The organism is Pseudomonas sp. GW704-F2, from assembly GCF_059423025.1.
Window position 1 is genome coordinate 69,689 of record NZ_JBWKXO010000022.1, and the last position, 15,331, is coordinate 85,019.

General features: G+C 59.7%; 15 protein-coding genes. 4 read left to right on the top strand and 11 right to left on the bottom strand.

Features of this window, described 5'->3' with window-relative positions; all coding sequences use genetic code 11:
- The first annotated feature begins 42 nt into the window (after positions 1 to 42).
- The 4 genes from AC07W0_RS19100 (at position 43) to AC07W0_RS19115 (ending at position 3,867) form a co-directional block, all read left to right on the top strand.
- Complete coding sequence (locus AC07W0_RS19100; RefSeq protein ID WP_046488460.1) at positions 43 to 771, top strand: winged helix-turn-helix domain-containing protein; 729 nt, start codon at positions 43 to 45, stop codon at positions 769 to 771.
- Positions 764 to 1,519 carry a YuxH family protein gene (locus AC07W0_RS19105; protein WP_102617933.1) on the top strand — a complete coding sequence of 252 codons (756 nt, stop codon included), beginning with the start codon at positions 764 to 766 and terminating at the stop codon, positions 1,517 to 1,519. The genes AC07W0_RS19100 and AC07W0_RS19105 overlap by 8 nt, the downstream gene beginning before the upstream one ends.
- Positions 1,520 to 1,549: 30 nt before the next feature.
- On the top strand, positions 1,550 to 2,221 hold the full coding sequence (locus AC07W0_RS19110; protein ID WP_102617934.1) for a winged helix-turn-helix domain-containing protein: 672 nt from the start codon (positions 1,550 to 1,552) through the stop codon (positions 2,219 to 2,221).
- Positions 2,222 to 2,475: 254 nt separating this feature from the next.
- Positions 2,476 to 3,867 (top strand): undecaprenyl-phosphate glucose phosphotransferase, encoded by a 1,392-nt coding sequence (locus AC07W0_RS19115; RefSeq protein WP_102617935.1) that lies wholly within the window; start codon positions 2,476 to 2,478, stop codon positions 3,865 to 3,867.
- 38 nt (positions 3,868 to 3,905) lie between these two features.
- Here the strand turns inward: AC07W0_RS19115 and AC07W0_RS19120 are convergent, their stop codons facing one another.
- The 11 genes from AC07W0_RS19120 to AC07W0_RS19170 form a co-directional block, all read right to left on the bottom strand.
- A complete protein-coding gene (locus AC07W0_RS19120) occupies positions 3,906 to 5,981 on the bottom strand; it encodes a YjbH domain-containing protein (RefSeq protein ID WP_102617936.1) in 2,076 nt (691 codons plus the stop codon).
- A complete protein-coding gene (locus AC07W0_RS19125; protein ID WP_046383826.1) occupies positions 5,978 to 6,745 on the bottom strand; it encodes a capsule biosynthesis GfcC family protein in 768 nt (255 codons plus the stop codon). Before AC07W0_RS19125 ends, AC07W0_RS19120 begins: the two co-directional genes overlap by 4 nt.
- Positions 6,742 to 7,401, bottom strand: coding sequence for a YjbF family lipoprotein (locus AC07W0_RS19130; protein ID WP_046383827.1), 660 nt, complete (start codon positions 7,399 to 7,401; stop codon positions 6,742 to 6,744). Before AC07W0_RS19130 ends, AC07W0_RS19125 begins: the two co-directional genes overlap by 4 nt.
- A gap of 13 nt (positions 7,402 to 7,414) precedes the next feature.
- The gene (locus tag AC07W0_RS19135) at positions 7,415 to 8,527 is read right to left on the bottom strand and encodes a polysaccharide biosynthesis/export family protein (RefSeq protein ID WP_079443579.1); all 1,113 of its coding nucleotides are present in this window, start codon (positions 8,525 to 8,527) and stop codon (positions 7,415 to 7,417) included.
- Between the two features lie 88 nt (positions 8,528 to 8,615).
- The gene (locus AC07W0_RS19140; RefSeq protein WP_046383829.1) at positions 8,616 to 8,855 is read right to left on the bottom strand and encodes a hypothetical protein; all 240 of its coding nucleotides are present in this window, start codon (positions 8,853 to 8,855) and stop codon (positions 8,616 to 8,618) included.
- Between the two features lie 240 nt (positions 8,856 to 9,095).
- On the bottom strand, positions 9,096 to 10,505 hold the full coding sequence (locus AC07W0_RS19145) for a mannose-1-phosphate guanylyltransferase/mannose-6-phosphate isomerase (RefSeq protein ID WP_046383830.1): 1,410 nt from the start codon (positions 10,503 to 10,505) through the stop codon (positions 9,096 to 9,098).
- Between the two features lie 22 nt (positions 10,506 to 10,527).
- A complete protein-coding gene (locus tag AC07W0_RS19150) occupies positions 10,528 to 10,986 on the bottom strand; it encodes a GDP-mannose mannosyl hydrolase (RefSeq protein WP_046383831.1) in 459 nt (152 codons plus the stop codon).
- Between the two features lie 5 nt (positions 10,987 to 10,991).
- A complete protein-coding gene (locus AC07W0_RS19155) occupies positions 10,992 to 12,200 on the bottom strand; it encodes a glycosyltransferase WbuB (protein ID WP_102617937.1) in 1,209 nt (402 codons plus the stop codon).
- Entirely contained in the window at positions 12,200 to 13,177 is a 978-nt protein-coding gene (gene fcl, locus AC07W0_RS19160) for a GDP-L-fucose synthase (protein ID WP_102617938.1), read from the bottom strand. The genes AC07W0_RS19155 and fcl overlap by 1 nt, the downstream gene beginning before the upstream one ends.
- A gap of 2 nt (positions 13,178 to 13,179) precedes the next feature.
- Complete coding sequence (gene gmd, locus AC07W0_RS19165) at positions 13,180 to 14,301, bottom strand: GDP-mannose 4,6-dehydratase (RefSeq protein WP_046383834.1); 1,122 nt, start codon at positions 14,299 to 14,301, stop codon at positions 13,180 to 13,182.
- Between the two features lie 69 nt (positions 14,302 to 14,370).
- A complete protein-coding gene (locus tag AC07W0_RS19170) occupies positions 14,371 to 15,306 on the bottom strand; it encodes a glycosyltransferase family 2 protein (RefSeq protein WP_046488486.1) in 936 nt (311 codons plus the stop codon).
- Positions 15,307 to 15,331 lie beyond the last annotated feature (25 nt).

Here is a 15,331-nt window from a genome sequence, read left to right on the forward strand (position 1 = left end):
GATTGAACTGTCGGCCTTGCATGCCAGAAAAGGGAGTAGGTGATGCATTTTTCCAACGTCCTCGCTATTGCACGGACTGCGTCTAAAACTGAGGATTTCAGAGCACTTATAGTTCGTACTGTACCGAATGATTTAAAAGTCGATACACGCAGCTACGGTCAACTAGTCGGTCATCATGAAGATCACGTCGACTATCGCGCCATCGTCATAGAAATCGACACACCTTCTGCCAGCAATCAAACCCTGGACATCATAAAAAAAACCAGGCACAAAAACCCGACCTGCCTGATAGTTGTCTTCATCACGTTTGCCTCTACTCAAAGTAAAACCAAATATTATTTGGCCGGCGCGGACTACTGCCTAAAAGCCACCGAAACTTCCCCTGAAGAAAAGTTGAGTTTAGTCGAGGCGTTTCTCAATGAAACGTATCGCTTGGACTGCTGCAAACTTATTCTCGATCAAGACCGGATGTGCATTTACGGCAACGACCAGAAACTTGAAATTTCCTTCATCGAAATGAAAGTTCTCGAGGCGCTGATCTATAACCGACTGCTCAGTCACGATGAAATCGCCAATGTTATGGGGCTCAACACCAAATTCTACGACTCTCGAGCCCTGGAGAAATCCATTAGCCGCCTGCGCAGCAAAATCAAGGCGCGCTATGGCGAAAATATCATTCAGAACATCCGTGGCTACGGTTACAAGTTGAGCCGTGGGATTATTTCCGCCCAGTATTTGCACCCAGCCCAAGAGAGACAGCATCGTGAATAACGAGAAAATATCGCCTGTCGCAATAGCCCAACCCAAGCTCTTCAGGCAAGCGATAGTTGAACGCAGCTGCGCACTTTGGGGCAATGAGATTCGCGTAACCAGCGCACATAATCTGCTCAATCTCCCAGAGCATTCGCAGCCTTTGTATAGCGCTCAACTTAAATGCGCCTACCGTGACGCCCTGTCGCGCATCGACCCACGCATGACTGCTGATTTCAGTCACTTACCACTTGCTTCTGCACAGCCGGCGACTCATAAATTTCTGCGCATCGAGCAATCAGCGCTTATGTCCGAAGACACGCTCAAGGAACTTATCCAGGTCGCGCATGTATTGGAAAGCTATAAGCAGCAACTCGTTATCAGCATAGAAAACCCCTTGGATGCACTTCCCGGCCCCACGGAGCGCCGCGCGATGGTGCGCCAACTGTATAACCTCAAAGACCGCAGCAGTATCAAGCTTGCCTACAATAACTACACACTGGATACAAAGCAGGCCGACCTGTTGATCGAACTGAAACTCTATGACTATATAAAAATGCCATTTCCGGATGCGCCCCTGAGACTGAGTCTGAATATACGCTCGGATTTTTTCGACCGGCTCTACGACCGCATGTTAGAGCTGATAAGCGCCAGCCGAGTCTCATTCATTGCAGACAAAGTTGAATTCTCTGACAGTGCAACACTCGCCAAACGCTTGCCTTTCAATTACTTTCAGGGCGGTTACTACTCGCCGGCCGAAAATTTATAACACTCAACCCACAGGACCATGGTAACCACTATGAGCTCACTCAAAAAACACCTGTCCACCGCTACGCCCATCTTTATTCCGCTGCCCGACTTTGCGTCGAATGTGGAGTTACTCTATGGCGATATCGCTTGCCCGCCGCGAACCAAGACAGCAGAAACCCAGGCAACCAGCACGCCATTGTTTGGCAACCAGTATTTCAATTCGCACTACACCAACAATTCAACTATCGAAAAACCCGACAGCGCCAATAACGCATCAACGCCGGTCATTTACAAAACATTACAGCCCTATAATAAACTGGAACTAAATGTTCAACTCCACAGCACCGACAGGCCTCAAAAAGCACTGGCGACCCACACCGAAAAACCTCCGCTACAAGCACCTGACTACTGGACCTTTACACAACATGATCGAATGCTGGTCAAGGGTGGCCTACGCATTTCCTTGACCACGATCGAGTCAGCACTTATCAAAAAAATGTTACACCATGAAGAACGTGTGGTGAGTAAAGAAGAACTTATTCGCAATATTGGTCGCGAACCCGAGTTGTATCGCGGCCTGGAAATGTGCCTCAGCCGACTTCAGGAAAAATTCAAGCGCGTCAACGATGGCGAGCGTTTGTTCCGTTCGGTGAGAAATCGGGGCTATTGCTTGACCCAGAGGATAAAAAAACCCCTGGAACTCGCCCAGCAGTTTCGCTGAAAAAATATAATAATTCCAGAGTCGTTAATCTTGGCGTTGATCACGCTCCACTATCTGCCTTTTTATAACAATCCGTCTCACCCAGCAGCCACTTAACTATCGCTATGTGCCTGTTATAACTCGTCAGCTACTGCCCCCTGCCGTTGATTAATATCAATCTGTGCGCGCCTACGCGTGCCTGTCTATTTGGCTGTTTCAATGCCACGCCTCGCTTAAGCCTGCCACCATGAGTGGTCACCACTGGGAGCAGTAGTATGCTGAATAACCGGAGAATGCATCGTAACCTAACACCCAAAGGTCTGACCTTTTGGGGACAGTGGACGCTGGCGTCAAGTTTGGTCGTCACACTGTTATTTGCATTGGTTATTTTAAAGACTGGCCAGCTGGAATATCCCTACCGGGTATTGGCTGCCTTTAGCATATTGGCCTCGATCCCGGCCTATATGTTATGTGACGTCTACAGCAAGAAAGATGATTACGCAGTGGGACTGGGCCGACTCTTCATGGGCTGGTTACTTACCCTGCTGATACTGGTTGCGGTGGGTATCGCCTGCAATGCTAACGCGTTGTTCCCCGTCGAAATCCTGCTACTGTGGGCGGCGATTAGTTATGCCGTGCTGGCGCTCTGTTACATCCCTATCCACAGTCTTTCCCGCTATTACCACGGGCAACTTCACGAGCGACATAAATCGCTGATCGTGGGTACCGGTAAACTTGCCGCCGACCTGGCGAAAACACTTTCCCGGCAAAAACGCTCACCGCTGGTCGGCCTCGTCGGCGCCACGGCGACCGCAGCCCCGGGCGTGCAATCGCAGATACTCGGCGAGCTGCCGGACCTCCCGCAGTTGATCCGGCAGCACGGCATCCGCAGGCTGTACATCACCCATTCGCTGCAGGAAGCCACCCATATCGAGGCGCTGTACATCAACCTGCTGGAGATCAGCGTCGATGTCATCTGGGTCCCCGACCTCAACAACATGCTGCTGCTCAATCACTGCGTGGCCGAGGTGGACGGCCTGCCGGCGATTTTCCTCAATGAAAGCCCGCTGACCAGCCGTCCGACCGCCGCACTGAGCAAGTCGCTGCTGGACAAAAGCGTGGCCTTGCTCGCGCTCATCCTGCTGAGCCCGCTGCTGTTGCTGTTCGCCGTGCTGATCAAACTGACCTCCCCCGGTCCGGTGATCTTCAAGCAGGACCGTCACGGCTGGAACGGTCAGGTGATCAAGGTCTGGAAATTCCGCTCGATGCGCGTGCATGACGACCACGAAGTACGCCAGGCCAGCCGCCATGATTCACGCATCACCCCCGTGGGGCGTTTCATGCGCCGCACGTCCATCGATGAACTGCCGCAGTTGTTCAACGTGCTGCAAGGGCACATGGCCCTGGTCGGTCCAAGGCCCCATGCGGTCGCGCACAATGACTACTACTCGGGGAAGATTCACGCGTACATGGCGCGCCACCGTATCAAGCCCGGTATCACGGGGCTGGCACAGATCAATGGGTGCCGGGGCGAGACCGAGACCCTGGAGAAGATGCAAAAGCGCGTCGACATCGACCTGCGCTACATCAACACCTGGTCACTGTGGCTGGACATCAAGATCCTGCTGAAAACGCCGTTCACACTGCTGTCCAAAGACATTTACTGAGGCAAACAAAGGGGGACTTCACGTCCCCCTTTCCTTGTCTATTCAGTGATCTTCTCGAAGTTCCGATAGAACAGGTCACTGTCGCGGCCATCGGTCATCGTATGCAGCGAATACGCGCGATTGAGGCGCGCGCCGCCATCGCGGGTCAGCGGCGCCCACACCAGATTGGCGCGGCGCATCGTCGACAGGCTCATCAGCTCATCAAAGGGAATTGACAGGTAAAGGCCTTTGTCGAAGCTGCCTTCGCCAAAGGCTTCTTTTGACGCGGTGGTGCGGGTGACCCAGGCGCCAATCCGCACGCCATTGTTGAACTCGCGCGACAAGTCCAGGGTGGCGCCCCAGTCCCGGGCCAGGTAGCGACCGACACTCAGCGCACCCTGTGTGTTGAACGGCAAGTCGCTGTAGCCGGTAATATGCCCCGTGACCGTGCGATAGTCGCGCAGGCTGAAGTCCTGTTCGAACCCGCGCTGACGCACGTAGTTCAGGTCGGCGCCCAAGGCCCAGCGCTGGCCCATCGGCCGGTACAGCACCTCACTGCCGACACCGGCGTACATCGATTCCAGCAACCCGCCATAGACCATGCCATACAGGTCCTGATCCAGTCGCACCGCGTGGTTGAGCTGGAACGTCGGCACGGTCACGTCAGAGCTGGTCATGTACTTGCGCAGATCGGTACGCACGCGCGGCAAGCCGCTGGGCGCGTCGTAGGTGAAGCCATCGTAGTTGTTCAGCAGGTTGACGCTGAGCAGGCCGCTCCACCAGGTGTTGCGGGTGAAGCGGTATTCGGCGTCGAGGTCGGCGGAAATCTGATACAGCAGGCCATCCGGCCCGCCGACGTTCTGCTTGTAACCCAGCCCGACGCCGTAGCTCAAGGGCTTGGGCGCTTGGGTGTAAAGCAGCGTTTGCGCCGGGGCGCTGGGCGGGTTGACTTCGGTCTGGCGATGCAGGGTCTGCAGGGGCTCGCGTTGGTTGACCACCTCGCGGAACGTCTCGCGGGGCACGCTGGTTTCTTCGATCGGCATGGCGTACCGCTCGCTCACCAGGGTGAACCAGCTGATCTGGTCATTGACGCTGTCGTCCAGGATACGGCTGGCGCGCCCCACGGCCTTGGCGCTGTAGAAATAGCGCTGCTGCTCGCCATACACCAATAACTCAGGGCCGCGCTGGGCAATCCGCTGCACGTTATAGCCGGCATTGTCCTGCAAACGCTTGGACACCGCTGCCCAATCCACCTGATCCATCGCGACGCTCGGCGCCTGGGCGGGCAGCTTGGGGGCTGGCGGGTCGTAGGTTTTGACCGGCGCCTTGCGGCTGACGAAATTGGTGTGCAGGGTGATACCGAACATCGCCGTGTTGCCGCGCTCCCACGCGGCACTCAGGTCGACGGAGTCGGCCACCTTGTAGACCAGCCCGAGGTTGACCGGCGAGTCCTGGCGCAGATGGTTGTTTCGAGGCTCGTTTTGGTAGTCGTTGCCCTCGTATTCCAGCTTGAGGCTCAACGGCGCCCAGGGTGTCTGGTAGGCGACGCCGCCAAACAGCGCGGGCCGGCCGCGGAAGTAACCGTTGGAGAAATTGCCGGAACCTTCGGCGGTGGGCCGCTCGTTGAAGCGATCACTCAGCGCGCCCAGCGGGTTGCCAAAATCGCCCCGGCTGCCCAGGTAACCCCAGGCGATGCCCGCACTGAAATCGAATTCGCCATAACGCTTGTTGGCCACCAGGTACTCGCTGGAAAACAGCCCGGTGCCGCCCAGGTCGAGCATCCCCAGCGCGACCTGGGGCAACCAGTGGCTTTCCTCGTAGAGACGCACTTTGGCGTCGACGGCCTTGTCCTTGTAGCTCTGGCTGCCACTGAACGATTCGGGGCCATAGGGGCGGTTGGTGATGGCGGTGTAGCGAAAGGTGCCTTCGAGCCAGTCCAGCGGTTGCGCGGAAAAACTGTAGCGACTGTAAGGTTCGGTGCGGTTGGCATTGACGCTGAGTTCGCCGGCCGGGGCCATGCGTGCGGTCGGGGTTTGCAACAGCCCGACCCCGCCAAAATCACTCTGGGTGTAACGCGGATCGCCGTGCGCGACGCCACAGGGCACCAGCAGCACGGCTGCAATACATAATTTCAAGGCGTGACCTCAGCCAGGGGTTGGGTGGCAAGAAACTCGGCCAGTTGTTGGTTCAGCTCAGGAGTGGGCGGTTCCAGGTCGTCGCTGCGCAGCGGCACCAGCAGCGTGCTGCCCGGTGCAGGCGCGGCCGCCGTCTCGCGGTTCCAGGGGGCAATGCCCAGGCGCGTGACCAGGCCGTCGGGCTGGATCAGCCACAGGTAGTCGACGTCGGCCCCCGCCACCGCCGGGCATTCGTCGAGGTAATCGCGTGCCGCCCGCATCGGTTGGAACACCAGGGTGCAAGGCTGCGCGACCGCGCCCAGGACGCGCACACCTGCCGGCCTGGGCGGGTAGATCAGTCGATCGCCGTCGCTGACCCGCAGGTTGGGCGCAAAGCCGACCTCCACCGCCACCGGGTCCAGCATCGCGCGTTGCCGGCCGGTCACCGGCAAGGCCTGCACCTGTCGATAAACGCGCGCGGCCAAGTCGGCCCGGCTGTCGTACCCGGCGGCCAAGGCAGCCTGGCGCAACGTATCCAGGTCAAACAGCACACCGGCTTTGAGCCGGGCCTGGGGCTCGATCAATGGCTGGTGCAGCCAGGCCGCCGCCAGCCAATAGCCCTGGGCATCCGGTTGTGACGCGATGATCGCGTCGAGCAAGCGCGCCTCGGGCGGCAGGGCGATCGGCCCGGGGTGCAGGACTTGGCCGCTCACCGTCAGGGCGGCGTGGCATGCACTGGCACAACTCCACAACAGCGCCAGCGCCCATCGTTTGCGGGCGGTCATCGGGCCTCCTTGCGGGCGGGTTGCAGTTGGGTGATTTTCAACGTAAGGCGCGGGCTGAGGTGCTGTTCGCTTTGCACAATGAAGCCGTCAGTGGGGTCGACCCAATAACGGTTGCGCGCACGAAACCCCAGGGCCTCGGCTTCGATGTCCTCATCGACGCGCAACAAGGTGTAAGGCTTGTCGAGGATCTCGAGCGTCTCCATGCCCTCGCGGGTCAGGCGGCTGGTGACGGTGATGCCGACGCGATAACCATCCACCAGGTCGATCTGCCGGCTGCTGCGGTAGCCGTCCGGCACGCGGTGCAGCCCCTGCTGGAACGGCGACTGCCCTTGCCAGCGCGTGCCATCCAGATCAGTGCCGAGGCCAACGGTACGCACCACCAGGCCATCGCGCATCAATAGCACCTGTTTGCCGGAGGCGACCCAGAACTGCAGGTCGTCGCGCTGACGAATCAACGCCATCACGCCTTCGCTGGACACCGTGGTCACTTTGATCTGGGGAAACGGCACGGCGTCCACCTGGGCCTGGCTCAGCACCAATGGCGCAGGCCCGACGACGGCCGCCTTGAAGGTATCGAGCGAGGCCTGCATCAGTGGATTGCAGCCGCACAACAGCCACGCAAGGCACACGTAAATACCGGTTTTCACACTGTTCACGCAGGTTCCACCCTTATCGGCTGTTGGCTTCGCTCAGGTTGTTTTGGGTGGAAGCACCGGTACCGATGATCGAGGCGGAAGGTATCAACTGACTGATGACCCGGTTCCAGCGGGTGATATTGGCGGGGCCGACGAACACCACGTCCTGGGGCTGCACATCGAAGCGCGTGGCCAGGGCCATGGCTGCCGGGGAGCCGGCTTGCAGATGGAAGACCTTGGCCGGTTGCGTGTCCAGATTCTGTGCGCCGCGGATCACGTAGATCGCATCGGCGTTCGAGGTGTTCTGGTTGATGCCACCCACCGAGCCCAACACATCCGTGAGGTTCATGCTGCGTGTCTTGAAACTCAATGCGCGGGGCTGCATGACCTCGCCCATCACATAGATGCGCTTGCGGTCGTTGTAGGGCAGGTACAACTGGTCACCGTCCTTGAGGTAGATATCGTTCAAGCGCGACGGGTTGAGATTGAACGTGTCCAGGTCGAGTGTGTAGCGCTTGCCGCCGCGGGTCAGCGTGAGGTTCGAGAGGTCGGCATTGATCGGATCGACGCCGGAAGCACCGATGGCCTCCATGACGCTCATCGGGGTGGTGGTGATCGGTACAGGCCCAGCCTTGAGCACTGCCCCGGTGATCACCACTCGCTGGCTGGCAAAACGCAGCACACTGATATCCACCTGGGGGCTGTCGATGTACTGACGGAGCTTATCGGTGATTTCACTGCGCAGCGCCGCGAGGGTGCGGCCCTTGGCAACCACTTCGCCCACGTAGGGGTAGAACAGGTTGCCGTCGGGGTTGACCAGGCGCCCGTTGGCATCGATTTGCTGCTGCGGACCGGAAGGCGCAGTCAATTCCGGATGGTCCCAGACCGTGATGTACAACGCATCATTTGGGCCGATCAAATAGGGCCCGGGTTTATAATCGAGCAGTTCTTTGGGAAGCGCATAAGACACTTGAGTCGCCGCGTCCATGGCCAGCAACTTTGGAGTAATCGGGATCAACTCCACGCGACTGCTTTCAGCACCGCCCTCCTTGGTCATTGCCTCGGTGTCCATATATTGACCGGGCGCAAACATGCAGCCTTGTAACAATGCGGAGGCCACGACCGCCACAGAAAAAATACGCATCATAGTGCTAAGACACTCGCGATAAACGACAAGAAAAAAAGACTACTTGGGAGGGGTTTCCAAGCAGTCTTATAAAGCGGAAGGCGTTCTGTTAGTTGCCGGTACCGGTGGTACCCGTGGTGCCAGTGGTGCCTGTGGTGGTGCCTCCATTGGCGCTGCCACCGCTGCTGGACGCGGCGGCGACGCCCGCGACCAGGGCCGCGCCGACCAGCAGGGTTTCCCCCACCGTCACAGAGCCGACCACCGCGGTACTCAGGCCAAGCGGCAACTCGGCAGCCATGGCAGAAGTACTCAAGAGACTGAGCACAATAATAGCCAGTTGTTTTCTCATATCAGACTCCTTATCGATAGTGAGCATTTAGCAAACGAGCGGGTGCCGCTGAAATACACCTTGATAGTGCCACTCAAGTAAACAACGCACCAGCCCGGACATTACCCGGAAAGTTGAACGTATTCGTTCGAAAATAACATTTCTCGAAGCCAGCCCCCGTGTATCAACACGTTGAGGCCGCGAAACTAACAAGGCTGGCGGTTTAACATCGGAGCAAATGTTATTAATTGTCGGAAAACCTCAGGCCCGGCCGTACTTGTCTTCGAAACGCACAATATCGTCCTCGCCCAGATAAGAACCCGACTGCACTTCGATCAATTCCAGCGCAATCACGCCAGGGTTCTCCAAGGCATGCACCTGGCCAATGGGGATGTAGGTCGATTGGTTCTCCGAGACCAGGTACGTCTGTTCGCCATTGGTGACCTTGGCCGTACCGCTGACCACGATCCAGTGCTCCGCACGGTGATGATGCATCTGCACCGACAGCTTGGCGCCGGGCTTCACGGTGATGCGTTTGACCTGGTAGCGGTGGCCGCTGTCGATGGCGTCATACATGCCCCAGGGCCGGTAGACCTCACGATGGTTGAGGTGCTCATGACGCCCGTCGCGCTTGAGTTGGTCGACAATGCCCTTGACCTGCTGCACCTGGTCCTTGTGCGCCACCAGCACCGCGTCCTTGGTTTCGACGATGATCAGGTCCTGCACGCCCACCGTGGCGACCAGGCGGCTGTCGGCGTTCACGTAGGTATCGCGGGTATCCAGTTGCAGCACATCGCCCTGCAGCACGTTGCCGCCGTCGGTTTTCTCGCTGGCTTCCCATAACGCCGACCAGGAACCGATATCACTCCAACCGGCCTGCAACGGCACCATGATCGCGTCGCTGGTTTTTTCCATCACCGCATAATCGATGGAGTCGTCCGGGCAGGCGGCGAATAGCGCCTCATCGACCCGGGTGAACAACTGATCCTGGCTACCCGCGGCCAACGCCGCGCGGCAGGCCGTGAGAATCGCCGGCTGCAAGCGTGCCAAGGCGTCCAGGTAACGGCTGGCACGGAACATGAACATGCCGCTGTTCCAGTAATGATCGCCCCGCGCCACGTAGTCGGCAGCGGTGGCGGCATCCGGCTTCTCGACGAAACGCTTCACCGCATACCCGCCCTCGCCCACCGCCTCGCCCTGCTCGATATAGCCGTACCCGGTGTGCGCGCTGGTCGGCGTGATGCCGAACGTCACCAGCTTGCCGGCCTCGGCCAGCGGCAGCGCCACCGCGAGGCTGGCATGAAACGCGGGAACATCTTCAATCAGATGATCCGCCGCCAGCACCAGCAGAATCGGGTCGCGGGACTCGTCGAGCGCCTTGCAGGCCGCCAGCGCAATCGCCGGCGCGGTATTGCGCCCCATGGGTTCGAGCAGGATGCTCGCCTGCTCCATGCCCAATTGACGCAATTGTTCGGCCACCAGAAAACGGTGCTGCTCATTGCAGATCACTTGCGGCAAGGCGACATCCGCGCCCTCCAGCCGGCCGATGGTCTGCTGCAACATCGACAGGCTTTTATGGGTCAGGCGCAAGAACTGTTTGGGGTTCAGTTGCCGCGAGAGCGGCCACAGGCGCGAACCCGAACCGCCCGCCAAGATCACCGGTAATAACATGAACGCGTCCTTCGATAGAGGGTCAGAAATAGGCACGGGTGTTCTCGTGTACACGTGGGCTGTAGCGCAGCTCATCCAGCGGCCACCAGCGGTAGTGCCGATGCTGCTCGGTGGGCGGTTCCAGGACCTGATTCTCGGCAAGGGTCAGGCAATAACCCAGCACCACGTAGTGGGTGTCCGGGCCGTTCCCGGCGTTGGCGAAGACGCTGTCGTCGTAGAAGTGCTCGAACACACCCAGCAACTGCGCATCGGCGCGTTCGAAGGTGTGGCCGAGTTCTTCGTGGGTCAGGCGGCGGAAGGCGTCGTCCAGGGTTTCGTTTTTCTGGATGCGCCCGCCGGGGACGAACCAGAAGCCATAGGCCGGCCGGTTGATCCGCAAGCCCAGCAACGTATCGCCGTTGGGTTTCCTCACGATCAAGTCGATGGCCACCAACGGCGTCGACGTCACGACCGTATTGAAGGTCGGTAAATCAAGCCACATAAGCGTCAGACCTGTGCCATAAAGCGTTGGAGGACACGCTCTTTATCAAGAAAATCCGCGGCGTAGTTCAACGCCACCACGTTGCGCACAGGCAATGCCAGCACCCGCTCGATCCCTGCATTCAGGGCGCTGACCGATTCGGGTTCGACCCGCACGGCAATGCCCGGATGCTCGTCGCACAGCCGGCCAAGGGTGGTGTCGGGGTCAGCGGTGATGATTGCATTGCCGCCGACGGCCAGAATGTTGGTCAACTTGGAGGGCAATACCGAATCCGCCGCGCCGCGTTTCTGGATCACCAGGTGGACGTCCGCCGAGGCCAGCAGCGCAGGCAAGTCTTCATACGCCTGCAACGGGGCGAAGACCACGTTGTGCAGGCCCTCGCTGTGTGCGCGCTGCAGCAGGCGGGCCTGGCCGGCGCCCTGGCCGACGATCAGAAACACCAGCTCCGGGCGATGGACGTGAGCCTGGGCGGCATCGAGGATCAGTTCGAGCCCCTGCTTCTCGCCGATGTTGCCCGAGTACAACAGCACCCGCTTTCCCGCCGGCACGCCGAGCCGTTCCAGCAGCCCGCTGTTGCGCGGCACATCGAGGAAACGCTCGGTCTCCGACCAGTTGGGAAAGAACAGCAGGCGCTGCGCCTCGACGCCTTTGCCGGCCGCCTTCTCCAGCATGCCGCTGGATATCGTCGAGACCCGGTCAAAGCGCCGCAGCAAGCCGCGCTCCACGCCCCACGCGAGTCGCCGCAGTAACGGGCTGCCGCCCAGGCCCAGGCCGAACATCGCATCGACTTCATAATCCTGGATATGCAGCACGGACTTGGCGCCACACAGCCTGGCCAACAACAAGGCCTGGGGCGCGCAGAACAAGGTCGGCACCACCAGGATGACCAGGTCCGGCTTCCAGCGCAGTTGCGCCAATACCGCCAGGCACGAACTGGCGGAAAAGCTGATCAGGTGCAGCAAGCGCTTCAGCGCCGTGGGCTTGCGCGGCACGTACAACGGGCAGCGCACCACCGTCACGCCGTCGACCTGTTCGGTGCGAAAACGCCACGCCGAGTAGCCCTCGCCGACCTGCCATTGCGGGTAATACGGCGGCGCCGTGACTACCCGCACCGCGTGGCCCTTGCTGGCGAGCCAGCGCGCCTGTTCACCGCTGTACTTGCCGATACCGGTCAGCTCGGGGCTGTAGTTGATGCCATACAAAAGGATCTTCATTAATGGCCCCGAGGCTGTTCGAGGGCCGCGAGATACGCGTTGTAGGCATCGCGCAGCCCCTCCTCCAACGGCACGTAGGCTTCCCAGCCGAGGGCGTTGATACGGCTGACATCGAGCAACTTGCGCGGCGCACCGTCGGGTTTGCTGGTATCGAACCGCAAACGGCCCTTGAAGCCCGTGACCCGGGCCAGCGCCTCGGCCAGTTCGCGGATGGTGCAATCCACGCCGGTGCCGACGTTGACGTGGGAACGCATGGGCTCGGTGTGTTCGCCATAGCCCTCCTGGCTGAGTTCCATCACATGCACGCTGGCGGCCGCCATGTCATCCACATGCAGGAACTCGCGCCGTGGCGCGCCGCTGCCCCAAATCAGCACTTCTTCGTCACCGCGCTGTACCGCCTCATGAAAACGGCGCAGTAAGCCGGCGATCACATGGCTGTTGTCCGGGTGGTAGTTGTCGCCCGGGCCGTACAGGTTGGTCGGCATCACACTGCGGTAATCGCGCCCGTGCTGGCGGTTGTAGCTTTCGCACAACTTGATGCCGGCGATCTTGGCCACGGCGTAGGGTTCGTTGGTCGGTTCCAGCGAGCCGGCAAGCAGCGCCTGCTCGGTCATCGGCTGGGCGGCGAGCACCGGGTAGATGCACGACGATCCGAGGAACAACAACTTGAACACCCCATGAGTGTGGGCGGCGTGGATCACATTGGCCTGGATCATCAGGTTCTGGTAGATGAAATCGGCGGGGTACGTGGCGTTGGCGTGAATCCCACCGACCCTGGCCGCCGCCAGGTACACCTGGTCGATCCGTTGTTCGGCGAAATACGCGTGCACGGCCGCGGGGTCCAACAGGTCCAGTCGATCGCGGCCGGCGGTGAGGATCTGGGTATAGCCCAAGGCCCAGAGGCGGCGCACGATGGCCGAGCCGACCATACCGCGATGGCCGGCGACAAAGATCCGTGCGTTCAGATCACGTGCCATGCTCAGTTCTCCACGGCAATCGGCGCATCGTGGCCGTGCAGGCGCAGCAACGCATGGCGCCGCGCGATTTGCAGGTCTTCGCGGACCATCTCCGCACACATCTGCTGGGCGCTGATTTCCGGCACCCAGCCCAGTTTCTGCTTGGCCTTGGACGGGTCGCCCAGCAGCGTCTCGACTTCCGCCGGGCGGAAGTAGCGCGGGTCCACCCGCACAATCACGTCACCCACCAGCATGCCGGGCGCCAGGTCACCGTCGATGTGCTCGACCACCCCGACTTCCTCCACGCCCTCGCCGACAAAGCGCAAGCGCAGCCCCAGTTCCGCCGCCGACCAGCGAATGAAATCGCGCACCGAATACTGCACCCCGGTGGCAATCACGAAGTCTTCGGGGCTGTCCTGCTGCAGCATCATCCACTGCATGCGAACGTAGTCCTTGGCATGGCCCCAGTCGCGCAAGGCGTCCATATTGCCCATGTACAGGCATTGCTCCAGGCCCAGGGCGATGTTGGTCAAGGCGCGGGTGATCTTGCGGGTGACGAAGGTTTCGCCACGACGGGGCGACTCGTGGTTGAACAGGATGCCGTTGCAGGCATACAGCCCGTAGGCTTCGCGGAAATTCACGGTGATCCAGTAGGCATACAGCTTGGCCACGGCATAGGGCGAGCGCGGATAGAACGGCGTGGTTTCCTTTTGCGGGGTTTCCTGCACCAGCCCGTACAACTCGGACGTGGAGGCCTGGTAGAAGCGGGTCTTCTTTTCCAGGCCGAGCAGACGGATGGCCTCGAGGATGCGCAAGGTGCCGAGGGCGTCTACGTCGGCGGTGTATTCCGGCGAATCGAAGCTGACGGCCACATGGGATTGGGCGCCGAGGTTATAGATCTCGTCCGGCTGGATCTGCTGGATGATGCGCGTCAGGTTGGACGAGTCCGCCAGGTCGCCATAGTGCAGGATCAGGTTTTTATGCAGGGCTTGGGGGTCTTGGTAAATGTGATCGATGCGCTGGGTATTGAACGACGAAGAGCGGCGTTTCAAGCCATGCACGACGTAGCCTTTTTCCAGCAACAGTTCCGCCAGGTAAGAACCATCCTGCCCGGTAATCCCGGTAATAAGCGCGACTTTTTTCATGTCTATCTCCCAAATAATAGGCGAGCGAAGGCCGACACCCGAACTTGGGTGTTTGTTAAAAACGGTCAGTTATTTCGGTATGGGCAGCGTCAAGTTATGTCCGGTCAACTTTGAAAGTTCGCGGACGATTGAGTCCTTATCGTCTAAGTGAGCGATCGCGGTTTCCAGTTCAAGCACCTTGGCGCCCACCAGAAAGCGGTACCAGTAACCTTGCAGCAAGTGATAAACCAGGCCGCTGCGGCCATCGAGAAAACCCAGTTGAACGATGTAGCGCCAGAGGAAGTACGCCGTCGAACTCAAGGTAAACGGCACGCGGTTATACACCCGGTTTTTAACCAGGCGCTTGAGCTTGGCCTGGAACGAACTGTGGCCCTCATTCAATTCATGGCGCACCGCAAACAACCCCAGGCGTGAGTTGATGATCTCAATCGCTTCACGGGTCGCGTACTGGTTGTGCTTGTGGGTGAAGAACGTCAAGTCGTGCAGGTTGTGATCGGCAAACCCGCCCTCCAGGGTGATGGTGCGACCCTCGGCCACCGAGATGTGCTCGTCCATCCAGCGATCTTCGATGCGCCCCTGCCCCGTGCGCCACAGCCGCAGCATCTTCAACGGGTAGCGGCCGCCATGGCGTACCCAGCGGCCCATGAAAATATGCTTGCGCTTGAAGTTGATGCCGGTGATGCCCTGGTCCAGCGTCGGCAGCCGCGTGTTGATCTGCGCCGCCAAATCGGCCTCGATGATTTCATCGGCATCCAGGCGCATCGTCCAGTTACCGGTGATCGGCAAATTATCCAGCGCCCACTGGAACTGCTTGGCCTGGTTGACGAACGCGTGCTGCACCACCAGGGCGCCGTGGCGCCGGGCGATCTCGCAAGTGTCGTCGCTGGAGAACGAGTCGACCACCAGCACTTCGTCGCTGAAGGCGCGCACCGACTCGATCGCGCGGGCGATATGCAGGCTTTCGTTGTAGGTGAGGATGATCACACTGACGGTTTCGCGTTTCATGTCAGCCACCGTGCAGGTGAGGCAG

Excerpts from the sequence above, each read along its gene's own strand:
- AC07W0_RS19100 (WP_046488460.1), top strand. The coding sequence starts at position 43 with ATGCATTTTTCCAACGTCCTCGCTATTGCACGGACTGCGTCTAAAACT.
- AC07W0_RS19110 (WP_102617934.1), top strand. The coding sequence starts at position 1,550 with ATGAGCTCACTCAAAAAACACCTGTCCACCGCTACGCCCATCTTTATT.
- AC07W0_RS19115 (WP_102617935.1), top strand. The coding sequence starts at position 2,476 with ATGCTGAATAACCGGAGAATGCATCGTAACCTAACACCCAAAGGTCTG.
- AC07W0_RS19125 (WP_046383826.1), bottom strand. The coding sequence starts at position 6,745 with ATGACCGCCCGCAAACGATGGGCGCTGGCGCTGTTGTGGAGTTGTGCC.
- AC07W0_RS19135 (WP_079443579.1), bottom strand. The coding sequence starts at position 8,527 with ATGATGCGTATTTTTTCTGTGGCGGTCGTGGCCTCCGCATTGTTACAA.
- AC07W0_RS19140 (WP_046383829.1), bottom strand. The coding sequence starts at position 8,855 with ATGAGAAAACAACTGGCTATTATTGTGCTCAGTCTCTTGAGTACTTCT.
- AC07W0_RS19145 (WP_046383830.1), bottom strand. The coding sequence starts at position 10,505 with ATGTTATTACCGGTGATCTTGGCGGGCGGTTCGGGTTCGCGCCTGTGG.
- AC07W0_RS19150 (WP_046383831.1), bottom strand. The coding sequence starts at position 10,986 with ATGTGGCTTGATTTACCGACCTTCAATACGGTCGTGACGTCGACGCCG.
- AC07W0_RS19155 (WP_102617937.1), bottom strand. The coding sequence starts at position 12,200 with ATGAAGATCCTTTTGTATGGCATCAACTACAGCCCCGAGCTGACCGGT.
- fcl (WP_102617938.1), bottom strand. The coding sequence starts at position 13,177 with ATGGCACGTGATCTGAACGCACGGATCTTTGTCGCCGGCCATCGCGGT.
- gmd (WP_046383834.1), bottom strand. The coding sequence starts at position 14,301 with ATGAAAAAAGTCGCGCTTATTACCGGGATTACCGGGCAGGATGGTTCT.
- AC07W0_RS19170 (WP_046488486.1), bottom strand. The coding sequence starts at position 15,306 with ATGAAACGCGAAACCGTCAGTGTGATCATCCTCACCTACAACGAAAGC.